The sequence below is a fragment of the Actinacidiphila glaucinigra genome (genome assembly GCF_035918135.1).
GTDB lineage: Bacteria > Actinomycetota > Actinomycetes > Streptomycetales > Streptomycetaceae > Actinacidiphila > Actinacidiphila glaucinigra.
Map to the genome: position 1 here is coordinate 707,783 of NZ_CP109144.1, position 15,979 is coordinate 723,761.

The 15,979-nt window shown below is 69.4% G+C and carries 12 protein-coding genes; 5 read left to right on the forward strand and 7 right to left on the reverse strand.

The annotated features are described in order from the left end of the window. The first annotated feature begins 64 nt into the window (after window positions 1-64). Complete coding sequence (locus OIE69_RS03110; RefSeq protein WP_326570371.1) at window positions 65-826, forward strand: NUDIX hydrolase; 762 nt, start codon at window positions 65-67, stop codon at window positions 824-826. 88 nt (window positions 827-914) lie between these two features. On the opposite strand, the gene OIE69_RS03115 is transcribed toward OIE69_RS03110, so the two are convergent. The 3 genes from OIE69_RS03115 to OIE69_RS03125 all read right to left on the reverse strand — a co-directional run bounded on the left by OIE69_RS03115 (window position 915) and on the right by OIE69_RS03125 (window position 3,046). Continuing rightward, window positions 915-1,499, reverse strand: coding sequence for a hypothetical protein (locus tag OIE69_RS03115; protein WP_326570372.1), 585 nt, complete (start codon window positions 1,497-1,499; stop codon window positions 915-917). Window positions 1,500-1,643: 144 nt separating this feature from the next. Next, entirely contained in the window at window positions 1,644-2,438 is a 795-nt protein-coding gene (locus tag OIE69_RS03120; RefSeq protein ID WP_326570373.1) for a hypothetical protein, read from the reverse strand. Window positions 2,439-2,587: 149 nt separating this feature from the next. After that, window positions 2,588-3,046 carry a hypothetical protein gene (locus OIE69_RS03125; RefSeq protein WP_326570374.1) on the reverse strand — a complete coding sequence of 153 codons (459 nt, stop codon included), beginning with the start codon at window positions 3,044-3,046 and terminating at the stop codon, window positions 2,588-2,590. A gap of 205 nt (window positions 3,047-3,251) precedes the next feature. Between OIE69_RS03125 and OIE69_RS03130 the strand changes: the two genes are divergently transcribed. The 3 genes from OIE69_RS03130 to OIE69_RS03140 all read left to right on the forward strand — a co-directional run bounded on the left by OIE69_RS03130 (window position 3,252) and on the right by OIE69_RS03140 (window position 5,113). Continuing rightward, window positions 3,252-3,896 carry a dihydrofolate reductase family protein gene (locus tag OIE69_RS03130; RefSeq protein ID WP_326570375.1) on the forward strand — a complete coding sequence of 215 codons (645 nt, stop codon included), beginning with the start codon at window positions 3,252-3,254 and terminating at the stop codon, window positions 3,894-3,896. Between the two features lie 474 nt (window positions 3,897-4,370). Next, window positions 4,371-4,952 carry a dihydrofolate reductase family protein gene (locus OIE69_RS03135; protein ID WP_326570376.1) on the forward strand — a complete coding sequence of 194 codons (582 nt, stop codon included), beginning with the start codon at window positions 4,371-4,373 and terminating at the stop codon, window positions 4,950-4,952. Next, window positions 4,949-5,113: a hypothetical protein gene (locus OIE69_RS03140; protein ID WP_326570377.1), complete on the forward strand. Its 165-nt coding sequence runs from the start codon at window positions 4,949-4,951 to the stop codon at window positions 5,111-5,113. The genes OIE69_RS03135 and OIE69_RS03140 overlap by 4 nt, the downstream gene beginning before the upstream one ends. 237 nt (window positions 5,114-5,350) lie before the next feature. On the opposite strand, the gene OIE69_RS03145 is transcribed toward OIE69_RS03140, so the two are convergent. From OIE69_RS03145 to OIE69_RS03160, 4 genes are all read right to left on the reverse strand, one after another. After that, window positions 5,351-12,331: a glycoside hydrolase domain-containing protein gene (locus OIE69_RS03145; protein ID WP_326570378.1), complete on the reverse strand. Its 6,981-nt coding sequence runs from the start codon at window positions 12,329-12,331 to the stop codon at window positions 5,351-5,353. A gap of 451 nt (window positions 12,332-12,782) precedes the next feature. Further along, window positions 12,783-13,019 (reverse strand): hypothetical protein, encoded by a 237-nt coding sequence (locus tag OIE69_RS03150; RefSeq protein WP_326570379.1) that lies wholly within the window; start codon window positions 13,017-13,019, stop codon window positions 12,783-12,785. Window positions 13,020-13,102: 83 nt separating this feature from the next. Beyond that, window positions 13,103-13,891, reverse strand: coding sequence for a hypothetical protein (locus OIE69_RS03155; RefSeq protein WP_326570380.1), 789 nt, complete (start codon window positions 13,889-13,891; stop codon window positions 13,103-13,105). Window positions 13,892-14,436: 545 nt separating this feature from the next. Further along, window positions 14,437-14,697 (reverse strand): hypothetical protein, encoded by a 261-nt coding sequence (locus tag OIE69_RS03160; RefSeq protein WP_326570381.1) that lies wholly within the window; start codon window positions 14,695-14,697, stop codon window positions 14,437-14,439. Window positions 14,698-15,170: 473 nt separating this feature from the next. On the opposite strand from OIE69_RS03160, the gene OIE69_RS03165 reads away from it, so the two are divergent. Continuing rightward, window positions 15,171-15,794 (forward strand): hypothetical protein, encoded by a 624-nt coding sequence (locus OIE69_RS03165; protein ID WP_326570382.1) that lies wholly within the window; start codon window positions 15,171-15,173, stop codon window positions 15,792-15,794. The last annotated feature ends 185 nt before the right edge of the window (window positions 15,795-15,979 follow it).

The window sequence follows — 15,979 nt, forward strand, 5'->3', positions numbered from 1 at the left end:
GCGGCGCACGACGAACGGCAGCCCGAGACCCAGACCGCACGAACCGGAAGAGACGAGGCGACACATGACGCAGACCGGATCCGAGGACAACGCCGTGCGGGAGCGCAGGGAAGCACGGCTCAGGGCCTACACCGCTCTGCAAGAGCAACGGCCGGAGCTCTTCGTGAACCCCCCGGGGACCGCGTACGAGATCCTGCTCGACCGCGCCGACCAGGACCGCGTGACCCGCGAAGTGGAGAAACTGGCCGTCGCGTTCGGCTTCCCCGAGGACTGCGCGGACATCGGCGTCGTCTACCGCGACCCCTACGTCTGCATGATCCGCGACGCCGTGCGCTTCCGCTCCGGGCGCGTCAACACCTACATCCGCTTCGTCCCCCAGGGCCCGGGAGGAGGCGCGGTGGTCCTACCGGTCCTGGACGACGGCAGGATCGTCCTCCTCCACCACTTCCGGCACGCCGACCGCGACTGGCACTGGGAGATCCCCCGAGGTTTCGGTGAGCCCGACGAGGAGAGTTCCACCACCGCGCGCCGTGAACTGCTCGAGGAGCTCGGAGGAGAGGTGACCGAGATGATCCATCTCGGCGAGCTCACCTCCGACACGGGCATGCACAGCGGCCGCGACCAGCTCTACCTCGCGCGGCTCGCCTCGTCCTCGTTCCCCGAGATGCCCGGCCCCGACGCGCGTGAGGAGGGAATCGACGCCTTCCGGGCCCTCACCCCCGACGAGATGCGTTCCGAACTCGCCAAGGGACACATCCACGACGGTTTCACCCTTGCCGCCTGGGCCCTGGCCACGGCCCGCGGGCTGCTGCCGTCGGCCCCCTGAGGCTCGCATCGGAGTCGCGCAGGCGGCATCGAAACGAGCGCACGGTGGGTGATGCCCGCTGAAAGGCCTGCGGGACGGAAGGCGGGTCTCAGGTCAGGACGATGGGACAGCCACGCCGAATCGAGTGCTGGGCGGCGCGCAGAAACAGCGCGACGTAGAAGGCCGCGTCCAGGTCCTCGCTCCACAGTCCTGGTCGCATGGTGGCCAGGTCCTTCGCCCGGTGTCTGAACCACATGCTCAGGTCGAGGTTGTCGCATGTCTCCGGGATTTCCGGCGGCAGTTCTATGGCTGCCGCCAGCTTCTCCGCGAGCGGTAACACCTGGGGAGCACCGACGACCAGGGTCGACTCGCAGTACCCGGAGTCGACGGGCAACCAGATCTCCTCGTCGAGCGAGAAGGGCAGGAGCACGCTCCAGCCGCAGAGGGTCTCCGATTCCTCTTGCGACAGGTGCGTCTGGCACAAGGCGTCGAAGCCGGTCATGGGTGGCGTCAGCTTCTCCTCGAAGGCCTGCCCTGAGCCGGCCACGAAGTCCGTCTCCGGGGGTACGCCCTCGTAGGGCGGCAGGCCCCGCCGCCTGAGTTCAGCGCTGAGCGCTGAAGCGACTTCGCCCCATCCGTCCTCCTCCTCACCGAACCATTCCTCCGCGCCGACGCTGACCAGGTACACACCCATGCGGGGAAGTTACAGCGCACATCCGACATCGATCGGTCAGCCAGGCAGTGGCCGTCGCTGTCGCCGCCCTCATCGCGGCACGGTGACCGGACGGTGAGCGGATCGGCACCAGCCACGGATGCCTGGAGTGCCCATCTACCCGGGTCAGAAGGGTGGGTCTTCGCTGTAGCCGCCTGTCCACGAGTTGCGTTCCGCCATACGGCGGGCGCGAAGTCTGCGGGCTTCGGCCTCATCCGCGTTTTCCAGGCCCCCGGTGTCGTGACCCCATGCCTTCATGGCGTCGAGGACACGGTATCGACGGCGGCGGTGCGTGCTGGTGGCCAGCAGACGGCGGGCGCGGTCGACCAGCTCGGCGCGGTGCGCGGTGAGAACGGGGTGCTCCGCAAGGGGGATCGCGGCGACGAGGGCCGCGTCGCGTACGTCAGCGTTGTCGTGGCCGAGAAGAGGACGGACGCCGGAGAAGACAGCCGGGCGCACGTCTCGGAACTCGCGGATCTGCCTGCAGCACTCGTCGGGACACCCCTCGTCGCAATAGCGTTCGGCGATGGCGACGCACTCGTCGTCGGCGTCGTAGGCCGTGTCGCCGAGCCACTCGAGGAGTACCACCAGGGCCGGGCGGTGCGGTGGCATGCCGGCAACACGGACGACATCGCCTGCCACGATGACAGGGTGGTTGAGGATGGCGGCAACATAGAGCGCCACGGGCACGGTGGCTTGGTAGATGGTGTTCTGGTGGGTCACTTCCCCGAGCGCGACGCCGATGGCAGCCGACCTGACGACCGGGTCGGGGCTGAGGAGGCCTTTCAGCGCGGTCGGGAGGGATTCACCCGTTCCGCGCGCGGTGCCGAGCGACGCCCAGTCCGTACCGTCCAGGAGCGTTCGGTAGTGAGGCAGCTCGTGAGGGCGGGGATCCTCGGTCCAACTGTCGCGGATGGTCACGGGCGGAGGCTACAGCGTCCACGACGGCGCCTCGATCGCGATCGATGGCGATGGCGATGCCAAGTCGAGAGAAGCCTCCGTTCTGTGTTCGGCCCACCGTACCTTCGGGCGACGCCCGATCCTCCCCGAAAGGTGGTGAGCCGCTTGGCTCAGTAGTGCCAGCAATAGAGACCGAGGTTGCCGCGGGAAGCCTCGGCCGCTGCCGCGAGCCCGGCGATCCCCTTCAGAACCGTCAGAAGGTCGTCGTCGGTCATGTCGTCACCGTCCTCGAGCCTGAGCCTCTCGGTCCAGCGTGCGGCAAGTCCTCTCAACAAGGCGGGAGTCGCGGTGGCGAGCGCACTGGTGAGCCGCGCAGAGAGCGCGAACACCCCGACCCCGTCGTTCAGTACGGGCGCGACGTAGCGGGGCCATTCCCTCTTGTTCAGCTCGTGCTGCGGTGGGAGAGGGGCGGACGGTGCGTCCAGGTACATCTCCCACTCCACGACGGCATCGTCCGCGGTGAAGTCATGACACGCCAACGATGTGAGTGCCGGCCCGGGACCCTTGAGCCGGGTCCTGGCGGCAGTCTTGTCGTCGGGAGCGAGGAAGAAGACGATGTCTGTGGCCACCTCGGCATGATGGCAGGTGACGGGTCGACGCGCGCCGCCGTCGCGGCGTCGTCGCGGCGTCGTGCGTCATGGGTCGCCGGGGGTGACCGATGCACTCGAGGAGGCGGTCGAGGATCCGGAGACCGGATGCCGTCGCAGCGATGATTTCGCCGGCGCCCGCCGGTCTACCTCTCGACCGGGACGACCAACTCATCGGGAGTAGACCGTGGGCCTCATCCACATCGAACTGTTCGCGACCCTCGACCTCGTCGGGCAGGCGCCCGGCGGCCCCGACGAGGACCCGGCGGGGTTCCCGTTCGGCGGCTGGCAGGCGCCCCTGCTGGACGAGATCTCCGGGGCGCAGGTCGGTGCCGCGTACGAGGGCACGGACGCCCTCCTGCTCGGCCGGCGGACGTACGACATCTTCGCCGCCTACTGGCCGCACCAGAAGGGCGGCGAGGACGGCGAGATCGCCAAGCTCTTCAACAGCGTCCCGAAGTACGTGGCCTCTCGCGGCAAGCCCGACCTCTCGTGGGGCGGGTCCACGCAGCTCGGCCCGGATCTCGCCGGTGCGGTGCGGGAGATCCGTGACCGGCACGAGCATGTGAAGGTCGTCGGCAGCCTGAACCTGGTGCAGACCCTCCTGCGCGAGAAGCTCTTCGACCGTCTCGACCTCTGGGTGCACCCGATCGTGCTCGGCGTCGGCAAGAAGGTGTTCGACGATGGCGCGGTGCCCACGAACGTCACTCTCCTCGAGCCGCCGGCGGCCAGTCCGACGGGCACCGTGTACCTGCGCTACGGAATCGCCGACGGCACGCCCGGGACGGGCGACATGAGCGCACCCGATCGCGGTGTCGGGCGCAACGACTGAGCGCCGCCTCACGCCGGGTGGCTCCGTCTCGCCGGCAGCCGGGTGGCCGATGCCGATGTGGGACCTGGGCGCCCGCATCCGGGTCGGCGAGGCCTGACTGCAGGCCGCTATGGCTGCGCCGACCCGCCGAATCCCGACCTCCCGGCAAGCCGCAGCGGGCACCCGGCGGTAGCAGAGGTGCAGGCGGACCAGCGCCGGAGCACGGGGCGAGCTTTGAAGGTTTGCCTGGTGCGGTGAGGATGGCGTCCCCGGCCGTTCGGGCGGGTTCATTGCCGTTGTCGGAGCGGGGTGTGCAGTGGCTCGCGGACGAGTGCGAACCACGGCGTGCGGCTTCGAACGAGACGGAAACCGAGACGGACCGCAAAGCGCCCCGGCCACTCGCTGGACGGCTGGCCGCTGCCGGCCGATTGATTCCTACCAGAGCGACAGCTCACGACACGCTTTTTGTGGCACCCCAAAGCAGAGGAGAGTCCCGTGGGCAAGGTGGTCATGTACAGCTCGGTGTCGGTGGACGGCTTCGTCGCGGACGAGAATGACCAGCCCGGACCGCTGTTCGACTGGTTGTCCAGCGGTGACGTCCCGTTGGACGAGAGCGGCGCGCTGAAGGTGTCGCAGACGTCCTACGACTACACCCGGCCGTACTGGGACCAGATCGGAGTCACGATCGTCGGCCGCCACGTCTTCGACCTGACGGACGGCTGGGACGGGAAGCCGCCGGGCGGGATCGACCACGTGGTCGTCGTGACGCACCGGCCGGAGCCCGAGGGCTGGGACCCCGAGGCGCCGTTTCACTTCGTCGACGGCGTCGAGGCAGCCGTGGCCAAGGCGCAGGAGCTTGCGGGTGGCCGCATGGTCGAGGTCGCCGCCGGCGACGTCGGTGGCCAGGTGCTTGCCGCGGGCCTGATCGACGAGGTGCGCATGGACGTCGTACCCGTCGTGTTCGGGTCCGGCAAGCGCTACTTCGGGTCGGTCCACGCGCAGCACCTGTTGGAGGATCCTGACGTGGTGATTCAGGGCAACCGGGTGCTTCACCTGCGCTATCGGGTGCGCCGTTGACCGATCTGAGCGGGTACGCGAAGAAGTCCACTGCGAACGGTGAAACAAGACCGGGCCTCCGGCTGCGTTTGCGCATCGCTGTCCCCGGTCGGGCAGCCGACGCCGATCCGCCCGCCAAGCTCTGCGGCCTGCGGATCGAGGAGCTCTTCCTCGACGACTGAAGCGCTCACCTGACACCGCGTCGGTGTGGGCGTCGCCAGTGCGCCCCGCGCAGGACGTGCCGGCTGACCACACCTGAGGCCCGACCGGTCGGATACACGCCGAGATGGCGACGGCCCCTGCGGTGAACGGCAGTCGTTCACCCGCAGGGGCCGTCTTCGGTGCGGCACTTCGCGGGGGTCAGCCGGATCCCGCCGCGGCCTCACGGGACACGGCGGGACCGGGGGTCACGTGGCGCCCTACGAGCGAGGGATCCACATGGGGTTCGCCCACTCCGTCGACGGCGCCCAGAATCCGGCGCCGCCGGCGGAGCCGGTTCCGTTGCTTCCGCGGCTGAGCAGGTCGGCTGCCCCAGTGGTGCGGTCACCGCCGTTGCCGCCGGCCGCGACCGGACGGTCGTCGCGGTCCGTGGGCTGGAAACCGACCGTGTAGGTCCGGGTGACCGAACCGTTGGCCGAGGTCACCTTGATGGTGCGGGTGGTGAACCGGTGCCCGGTCGACGACAGGACCGAACTGCCGTCGGTGACCTTCACCCGCGCGCCGGACTGGGCCGGTACGGCGGAGAGGGCCGGGAGCTTCCGGTTCTTCGGCCAGTCGACGACGTACGTGGACACTGCCGGGTCGAACCCGTCGATCGCGACGCCTCCGACGGTGATCGCCTTGGCGTCGGCGACGCCGGCCTTTGTGGCGTCGGTGTGGTTCGTCACCTTGACCGACCCGTCGGCGCCCACGACCACCTCGGCCGCCATGGCGGCCGCCAGGTTGATCCGCTCCCAGCTCGCTCCGCCGTCCGCGGTGAGGTCCAGCGGGGAGCCGGAGTCCGTCGCGGTCTGCTCGAGGATCTGGGTGCGCTGCTCGGTGGTCAGGTCCGGGAAGGCCGTGATCAGCAGGGCCGCCGCGTCGGACGGGGCCTTGAGGGCCTGCCCGGACTTCTCCACCCGGGAGAACCCGTAGTCCAGGCGCTGCGTGTAGAGGTCGACGTGCTGCGCCGTGGTCAGACCGGCGTAGGAGTCGCCCTCGCAGGCCTCGAGCGTGTCGCCGTAGCCCTCCTTCTCGCACTGCGCGAGCAGCACGTTCTCCATCTCGGTGTGGGCCTGCGTCAGCAGCTTCGCGAAGTCGGGGTCCGCCCACCGGTGCGCGACGGTGGCCTGTGCGCCGATGCGGCCGCCCATGACGTCGAGCGGGTAGTGGAACCCGAGGACGATGCGGTTGTCCCCGTACTCCGAGGTGCGGGCGAGGATCGACGGTGCCAGCTCCGGCAGGAGCGTGGCGAGGATGGTCCCCGCTTCGTAGCCGCCGTAGGTGTGGCCGCTCGGGTACGAGCCGCTGGTGGTGAGGCTGCCGTAGGAACCGTCCTGCGACTCGTAGACGGCGCCGCCGTCGCCGACGAAGCCGAGCCGCACGTACGGGCGCTGGTAGCCGAAGTGGTCCTTCGCCGCTCCGCCCTTGTCGAGGCCCTGCGTGACGCGGGAGAACAGCGCGCCGGTCTTCGGCAGCCGGCCGCCGTTCAGGGCGTCCAGGTAGATCTGGCCGAGCCGGGAGCCGAGGCCGTCGGCCATCGTGACGGTGGAGCTGTTCGTGGCGTCGACCTCGGCCCGGTCCACCTCCTTCTGCGTCGCCGCGTTGTTGATGCGCACGGCGATCCGGTCGTTCTCAGCGGTGAGCGGGGTGCCGCCCGGCACCTTGGTGTTGGCGGCGAGGATGTCGGAGTCGAGGTGGTCGAATCCGTTGAGCAGGCCGTAGAAGTAGTCGGTCCCGTCGCCGGTGCCGGGCCACTTGTCCGACGTGTAGGTGGCGTTGAGCGTGTCGTCCGGGAAGGGGGACGGCTCGTACGCCGGGTCGGAGGCGTCCGCGGCGGCGGAGGCCGAGGTGGTCACCGGGACGGTCGCGGTGGAGTCGTCCGAGGTTCCGGCCAGGGTGACCGCGGTGACGGTGGCCGCGTGGGCCTTCGCCTTGCCCGTGGTCGTGAGCAGCGTCGTGCCCGCGGTGGCGGGAACGTGCGCGGTGGTTCCGTCGTCGAGGGCCACGGTGTAGCCGACGATCGGGAATCCGCCGTCGCCGCCCGCCCGCCAGGTCACGCGGACCTGCTTGCCGTCGGTGATCACACCCGTGACGGCCGGCTTCTGCGGCTTGCCGCCGCCGGTGACCACGGGTGCCGTCGCGGCGCTCTGCTGGGAGGTGCCGACGGCGTTCACCGCCTGGACGCGTGCCGTGTACGACCTTCCGGACCGCAGCCAGGTGAAGGTCGTGCTGCGGCTGTCCGGATCGTTGATCTCGATCTGGTGGCCGTCACTGAAGGTGATCTTGTAGCCGGTGACCGGTGAGCCGCCGGTGTCCTTCGGTGCGGACCAGGCGACGGTCACGCTCGTGCCGGACGAGGTCGCCGACACCGCGTCGGGCGCGGCCGGTACCGCCTTGGGCTTCGTGATGAGCCCGGCCATGGCGTGGCGGAGGGCTTCGTAACGGGCGGTGAGTGCCGCGTCCGTGGCCGTTCCGTCCGCGACCGCGGTCTTCGCCGCGGCGAGTGCCCCGGTGAACGCCTTCCACGACGCGTCCGTGTAGCGGTCGTTGTCGAGGGCCGAGGCGGTCGCGACCAGGTCCTCCAGCTTCAGCCGCGGGAGCGGGATCAGCTGGCCCGCGGCCAGGGTGAGGCTGCGCGTCTGCGTGTCGACTTCGAGCTGGGTCGCGTCGTCGGCGGCGACGAGGGTGCGCGCGGCCGCGAGTTCACGCCCGTACACACCGAAGTCGATCACGTCGTAGCGCTTCGCGTCGGCGGAGAGCCCCTCGTACTGCTCGATCGCCTTCCGCAGGGCGGACTTGTCCGTGACGGCGGGAGTCTCGACGTGGTTGAAGGTGATCCGGCCCAGGTTGGCGACGTACGGGTGCGAGGAGTCCGGGGTCGTCGTCAGCCGCAGGTAGACGGTGTGCGTGCCGGTGACGGCCTTGGGCAGCGCCAGGCTCGTCGTGCCTCCGGACGACCACGCGGATCCCGTGACGGGCAGCGGCACGGTCGCGTACGGCGTGCCGGGGTCGGCCGCGTCGAAGGAGTCCAGGTAGAGCTCGACGGCGGAGCCGGTGCCGCAGCGGGCGGAGTTGTTGACGTAGGTGATGGTGACGGTGCTCTTCGGGGAACCGCCGAAGTCGATGTCCCCGTAGTTGACCCAGGCCCCGTTGTAGGTACCGCCGAGGTCGGTGGTGGAACCCGAGCCGGTCCAGCCGACGGGCTCGCTCTTCAGGCCGCCGCCGCTGTGCGAACGGAACGCGGTGGCGTCGAAGCCCACGGGGGCGTCGGCGGTCTGCGTCAGGGCCAGCGAGTAGACGTTGCCCACGTAGGGCTGGGAGGCGGTCTGCGTGCTGGAGACGAACGCCGCGTACACGTCCTGGACGCCGGTGAAGACGCTCGGGTCGAGGTGCACGCTCGTGGTGGCGATGGTCCCCCAGCCCGATCCGCTGTAGTCCAGCGGGATGTCGACGGTCTTGGCGCCGTCCTTCGAGCCGAGGTGCAGTTCGATGTGCGAGTCCGACGCGGCCCGCGACTGGGGCTTGTCGTAGCGGACGGTGACGGTGTCAGCGCCGTTGCGGAGGTTGGTGTCCTTCCACTGCGCCCACGCGCCGTTCGTCACGTTCTCGAAGATGCCGTTGCCGAGGTTGAGCGGCAGCGAACCGTTGCCGGTCGTGGTGCTGTTGACCGCGGTCAGCGTGGCGAGCGTGGTCGTCGGGGACGTCGAGACCTCGTACGGCGAGAACTGGTACCAGTCGAAGTTCGACACCCACTGCTGGCCCGACGGGGCGTGGAACACGAACGTCGCGCTCTTCGCGCCCAGCAGGGCATCCGGGTCGGTGACGGCCGCCTGCACCGTGCTCCAGTACTGCCAGCCACCGGTTCCGGGGAGCGGGACGGTGGCGACGACGGGGCCGTCGGCGGCGCCGGCGTGGATGTCGACACTGCTGGGCTTGGCGTTCGTCGGCTGCGAGTTGGCGTAGCGGACCGAGATGGTCCGCGGGGCGACGCCGCCGAAGTCCAGCTTGGTGAACCGCTCCCACGATCCCTCGGTGACGCCACCGAGGTTGCCGTCCGAGTTGTTCCGCTCGCTGACGAGGCTGGGGCCCTCCTTCTGGTCGGGGGACTCGGCCTGCAGGACGGCGTAGCCGCCCTCGTCGATGGTCAGCCCGTCGACGGCCGTCTGCAGCGCGTCCTGCGCGGCCATGATCGTGCCCGTCACGGAGCCGGTGTCCGCGAGGACGGTCCGCGCGCGTTCGAGGGCCGACCGGAACAGGTTCCAGGAGCCGTCGGAGTAGTTGGCGCTGCGCACCAGGGACGCCTGGTCGACGAGGGCGCCGAGGGCCTTGCGGTGCACGGCGGCGGCGGAGATGACGAGCGGGTCGGTCGGGGATATCCCGGTGCCGCTCACCGTCGAGGCCCGCACGCCGTGGGCGAAGGCCGCGTCGCGGAAGGTGATGCCGAAGCGCGCGTCGACCTGCGTGGTGCCGGTGAGGGACAGCGTCGCCGTCCGCTTGTCGCTGACGCGCAGGTCCGCGGTGACGCCCTTCGGCAGGCCGGTCACGCCGGCCGCACCGGTCTTGGTGAGGCTGGTCCCCTTGCGCGCGTCGAACGACGCCGGTCCGTCCAGGGTGAGCTTCACGCTGCCGTCGACGGTGCCGTCCTCGTCGGTGTCGACGGTGCCCGGACGGGCCGACACGACCGTGTCGCCCTTGTCCGTGCCGGTGTCGCCGTCACCGGTGTCGCCCCCGTCGGTGTTCAGCGAGTACGCGGGCTTGGTCTTGGCGCCCCACTGGGAGGGCTTGGAGCCCATGGTGAAGTCCAGCGTGCCGCCGGAGATGATCTGCGAGTAGTCCAGCCACGTGTTGTCGAACCGCTTGCCGTTGAGGGTCGCGCTCTGCACGTAGTAGTTGCTCGGCGAGACGCCGTCGGCCTTCACCGTGAACTTCGAGCCGTTGGCGTAGCTGATCGTCGTGGAGTCGAAGAACGGGCTGCCGATCTGGAACTGGCTCGAGCCGGCGGTCACCGGGAACAGGCCCAGAGCGGCACCGACGAACATGGTCGACATGGTGCCGGCGTCGTTGTCCATGGTCGGCAGGAAGCCGTTCGGGGAGAGCTTGTAGACCTGGGTCTTGATCGGCGGGGTGAACTGGCCGCCGGAGCTGGGGGCCTCGTTCGTGGAGCCCGTCGCGATGTAGCGGTTCCAGGTCGTGCCGGTGTAGATGGCACGCACCCACTTCTGCGTCAGGCTCGGCTCGCCGACGTAGTTGAAGAGGTAGGGGGCCTGCAGGTCGATCTCGTTCGCGTTGGAGTGCAGCATGGTCGAGCCGTCGTCGACGGCCGAGTCCTCGCCGAACATGTGCTTGACCGCGGCCTTGCCGGCCTTGTCGCCGCCCATGGCCTCGATGAGGCCGCCCATGTTGTACGCGTCGTACCAGTGGTACTGCCACAGCGTGCCCTGGTAGAGGCCGGCCGCCTCGAACTTCTCGTAGTCGGCGCTCTGCCAGTCGCCGTTCGCGGCGCGCGGGGTGAGCAGACCGACCTTGGTGCCGTCGGCCGCGGTCCAGGCACCGGACTTCACGAGGTTGTCGATCGCCATGGTCGACTGCGCGCGCAGCTTCTTCGCGTCGTCCTCCTTGCCGAGCGCGTCGGCGATGACGGACAGCGCCCACTGGTCGTATCCGCGCTGCACGGTCGTACCGGGGTCACCGGTGATGTAGCCCTGCCGCAGCTGCGCACCCGTGTAGTAGCCGGAGTACGACAGCAGCGCCGGATACGCCTCGTCGAGCCGGTCGAAGTTCTTGAAGCCCTTCGACAGCGCGTCGGCGACCAGCACCGCCGAGCGCTCCCAGCGCACGGTCGGGACCGAGTGGGTCAGGCTGCCGAGGCTCTTGCCGGAGGTGCGCTGGTCGGCGAAGAGCACGATCAGCGACTGGATCATGTCCCGGTAGGTGGCCGGGTCGATGTAGGCCTCGACGGAGTACTTGCGGAAGTCGTCCCAGGTGGACCAGCCGTCGTAGTACGTGAAGCCGTTCGCCTTGTGCACCGCTCCGTCCGCGCCGCGGTACGTGCCGTTGGTGCTGGTGGCGTTCACCGGCAGCGCGTACATGCGGTACAGGTGCGTGTAGAACTCCTTGGTGAGCGTCGACCCGGGGTCGGACTTCGCCGAGGCGCGCACGTCGACGGCGCCGAGCGCGCTGTTCCACTCCGCCTTCGTCCTCGCGCGGGCCTGGTCGAAGGTGAGGTCGCCCACCTCGTTGCGCTGGTCGGTAGCGGCCTGTTCCGCGCTGATCGGCGACAGCGTGATGCGCAGTTCGATGTCGTCCCCGTGGGACGTGTCGAACCCGAGGACGGCGCCGGTGTCGGCGCCGTCCTGCGCGGTCGCGTCGCTGAGCTTGCCGTCGGCGCCCCAGCTCTTCAGGGAGGTGACGGGGACGTTCGTGGTGGCGTCGTAGTACAGCTTGTACGAGGCGCCGTTGAACGAGCCCGCGATGAGCCCGCTGATGGACGTGGTCCCGTCCGGGAGCGTCGTCGCCTTCATCGTCGAGCGGGTGCGGCTGGTGAAGTTGTTCGCCAGGTCGAGGACGAGTTCGGGGTCCGACCCGGCGGGGAAGCTGAACCGCTCCAGCGCGGTGCGCGTGGTCGCGGTCACCTCGGCCTTGATGGTGCCGGGGTCCTGCGTCACCGCGGACCCGGTTCCGGAGATGGCCCCGAGGCCCACCTGGTAGTAGCCGGGCGTCGCGGTCTCGTCGGCGTGGCTGTACGCGTGCGCGTACGTGCTGGGCGCGGGGCGCTTGTCGTACCGCACGGACGTCGGGACGACCAGCAGGTCGCCACCGCCTCCCGAGCCGCCGACGCCGTCGAGGTTCGTCGCGGTGAACCCGGCGATGTGGTCCTCGTTGTAGTCGTACCCGGGGTGGTTGCGGTTCGGCGTGGTCAGCGGGCTGACCTTGGCCAGACTGTGCGGCGCCTGGGCGCCGGGCAGGTCGTTGCCGTCGTCGCCGGCGGTCGCCACGAACGGGTCGACCAGTTTCGTGTAGTCCGTGCCCCCGGAGGGTCCCGCGGACCCCGCGGAGGTGGCCGAGGCGGTCACGGCCGCGGCCGCGCCACCACCCGCCAGCGCGGCGAGGCCGAGTGCCCCGGTCAGCAGCGCGGCGACCGTCGCCCGCAGGGGGCTGCGACGGTGACCGGATGTTCTCGGATGTGACGCGCGGGGCAAGGGCGGATGGGATCTGATGGACACGTAACCTCTCCAGCGTCGCGATGCGCACGCACAGTTCGGCCTCACCAGAAGACAACGTTGTCAGCCCGGACGCCGGGCGTGCAACCCAGAGCGAGACGGCAATGAACAGGCAGGATCGTACCCGCCGTGTCCACAGCCGTCCGCCATCACATACGGCCAAGGCGTACGGGAGGCGAACAGAAGGCGCACAGCAGGTACGTGTCGGATGCCGTATCCGGGCACCGGCCACACTTCCTCCACCTTCCGGCACGCATCACGCATCTGACGCGTTTTCGCGGGACATCGTCGTCGTGGGTGCTGTGATCCGGCTCCGGTCAGGCGGTCGCCTCCACGCCGGTTCGGCGGGGTGGGACCCGGAGTCGGGGCAGCAGGCGGGGATCCCGCCGGCGGCGGTCACCGTCTTCGGCGCGGCTGCGCAACGCCGCTGTCATCCCCGCTCGCCGAGCGAGCTGTTGAGTCTCCGGCGTGCATGGACATCCGTGCGTGCGAGTTCCGCGAGTTCCGGGAACCGCTCAGCACGAACGAGCAGATCCATGTGCCACAGATGGTTGCTGTGCATGTGGTGATCGCGGGCGTAGCACTCTGCGTGGGCGCTCACCAGCGCGATGGCCGTGTCCCAATCCCGGGCCTGTTCCGCTGCCCGGGCCTGCTCGAACCATTCCACGGCGCCAGTATCGCGCAGGTCCGCCCTGTGCGGCGCGGCGGTGCCCGTCCATGTATGAAGGAGCGCCGCCGCACAGGTGCACGTCAGTGCAGGTCCACCTGGAACCCGTGACGGTGGTCGGCGGGGCAGGTGAAGATGCGCAGGTCTCCCCACCGGCCGACGACGACGCCCGTCTCGTCGTCGCTGGCGACGGTGAACATGAGTGTCATGGCTGTGCCGCAGTCCTCGCAGGCGAAGACCATGGGGTGCGTCAGGTGCCAGGTCGGCCAGCCGCCGAGCTTCCAGCCGGTGAGGCGGGTGATGACGTCACCGCCGTCGCCGGTCTGGCGGACCAGTTCCTCAAGGCGCGGACGGAGCTCCGCCGGCAGTTCTTCCCGGAAGGGGAAGTCGGTCACACGCTCGGCGGTGATGGCGCACGCCTGTGGCAGGTAGCCGTCCTCCTCGTACCGTGAGGGCACCGGCGGAGTCGCCAAGTGACCGACGACGGTGGCAGCCTGGCGCCATCGCACCTCCAGCACGGGGCTGACGTCGGCCTGAGGGGCCGGAGGATCCCAGTGTTCATTGGGGCACCAGAGGATCTGCAAGAGGTCGATGCCGACGGGCCACCAGGGGCCCGGCACGTCGCGTCGGAAGATCTGTGCGACCGGAACCATGGCCGTGGCAGGCGAGTCGGCAGGGTCGTTCACGTCGGGCAGGGAACACTCGGGCCACGGTTCGTCACTCGGCCACAGCAGCGGCCCGCCTATGGAGCTGCTCCAGTGGTCCGGCTCCGCACGCTCGGGATGCAAGATGACCGCGTCGCGCGCGTGGGAGGCGAGTTCGGGCATCGCGGCGAGTATCGCCTCAACCGTGGGACGGGTAGTGCGGGTCATCGTGCCTTCCGGTCATCAGGTCGTGGATCGCTCGCAGCGTATAGGCCGGTTGTGACAGCCGTTCCCATTCGCGGACGCCGGTCGACACGCCCAGGGGCTGCGGAGCGGTGGCGGCCCGCTACGACGCGGGTGAACTGCCCCAGCCGAGCGGCTGACGAGCACGAACTCGTGGAACTGGTCGTGCGCGCACGTCCCCAGTCGTGAACCGCCTCATCACGGAGCGCGCTGAGGCAGTAGACGCCGTCGGCCGCGGCCAGACGGTTGAACACCTCCCGTTGTCCACTTGCCTCGAGCTCGATGGGCAGGGCCCAGTTGCGGATTCACCCACTCGCGCAGGAGGTCGCCTGGCCATTCGCCGCGATGAACGCTCTGCATCGGTGGAAGATGCCGACCAGGCACTCTGACCCGCGCGTCTCGCGAATGCGGCACCGGCAAGGTCGAAGACCATGACCATCGCGTGAAAACGATCAAGAGAGCCCTGTACGGCCCAGCCGGCTTCCGACTGCCACGGACCCGAATCCTCGCCCGCGCATGGCCTCGGACGGTCAGGGAATCCAGCCGGCCACCACCCGCTCGGCCACCGAGAAGTCGGTCCCGCAGTCCGGGCAGGCGGCCCGCCCGAACAGGTGGCGGACGCCATGAGCCAGGCCCTCCTGGCCATCCGCCAAGGCCCGCGTGAACAACCTGCGCGGCAGCCCTTCCAACTGCTGCCTTCGCGCCGGCTGGAGGGGTGACTTCTGCACTTCTTGCAGCGCATAGTCGTCGGTGCAGCAGAAGTGGCCGTCCTGTCCGATGACGACGAACACGTTGACGCCGCAATAAGGGCAGTCGACCTCATACTCCCCCGTCTGCAGACCGCCCAAAGAGCGGTGCGCGAGGAGTAGGGCAGACCCATCTTCTTGACCCCGCCGTCGGAGACCCCCCGTCGCTGCACGATCTGCGCGACGACCCGAACTCCACGCGCCTCCAGTGCAGCGGCTGCCGACGTCATGCGCCCTTCGAAGTCGTTCTCTCTTGCGGAGAAATAGCCGACCAGGACTACCTCAGCGCCGACGGGCGTGAGCCGAGGCGTCGCTCGGCGTCGGACCGACGCCGACGGTACACGGCGAGCCAAGCGCCGGTCGCGCCTTCGGGGCTGATGCATGGGCCACAGATTAGTGCGCTGACCGAGCGAGGTCTGTCCTTCCACACAGTGACCACCCCTGCCACTGCCCCGAGACGAACCAGGGCGTTGTCAGCGGCATCTGCGATGCTGCTGAGTCACCTGGTGGGAGGAATCATGGGCATCGGCTACAAGACATCGTGGCTCGCTGTGCGGGACGCCGCGCCTGAGGAGGTGGCCGACGCCCTTGGCCTGCGACACCGTCAGGTCATGGACTGGGAAGGCGGCACCGACGCCGCCTACCGGCAGGGGGTCTTCGTGGCACGGCCGGTCTCCGACTGGACGTTCGCTCACGGCCGGATCCATCTGCCGCCCGGGACCGACGCCACGGAGCCAGGCTTCCCCGACTGGCTTCACTCGCTGAGTACGCAACTTGGGGACATCCAATTCTTCGCCACCGACCGCATCGGCGAATACCACGCCTGGGCCAAAGTGGAATCCGGCGACCTGACCCGCGCCTACTGTTACATCGGTGAGCGCGGTCAAGTACCGCTCCACATCGGCGAACCCTCCGACATCGAGCTGGAACTCGGTGTCGGACAGCGCTGGCTCGAAGACGGTTGGCGGGACTGGCAGGAACCCGAATGGGACGCCTGGTTCGCCGCCATGCCCGGGGAATTCGATGTAGTACGAATCGCACGAAGCTGGGGCTTCTGCCCTCTCGACATCCCTGACAGCGACGTCAACGCCTCAGGGATCCACGGCTTTCCCGCCGGCATCGAGCCTCGCCAGGAACCCTGACCTCGAATGGAAATCGGGCACTCGGGGGACGGTCCCGCGGCCGCGCTGATCGACGATGACCCTCCGCTGACGACGACGTAGGCCTCCGGCCGGCGTCAGTCGGATACATCGCCGCGGTGGAACCGTGACCCGGGCGGCGTGAACACGACACGCGGCGCCAAGACGCCAACTCCACCCATTGACCT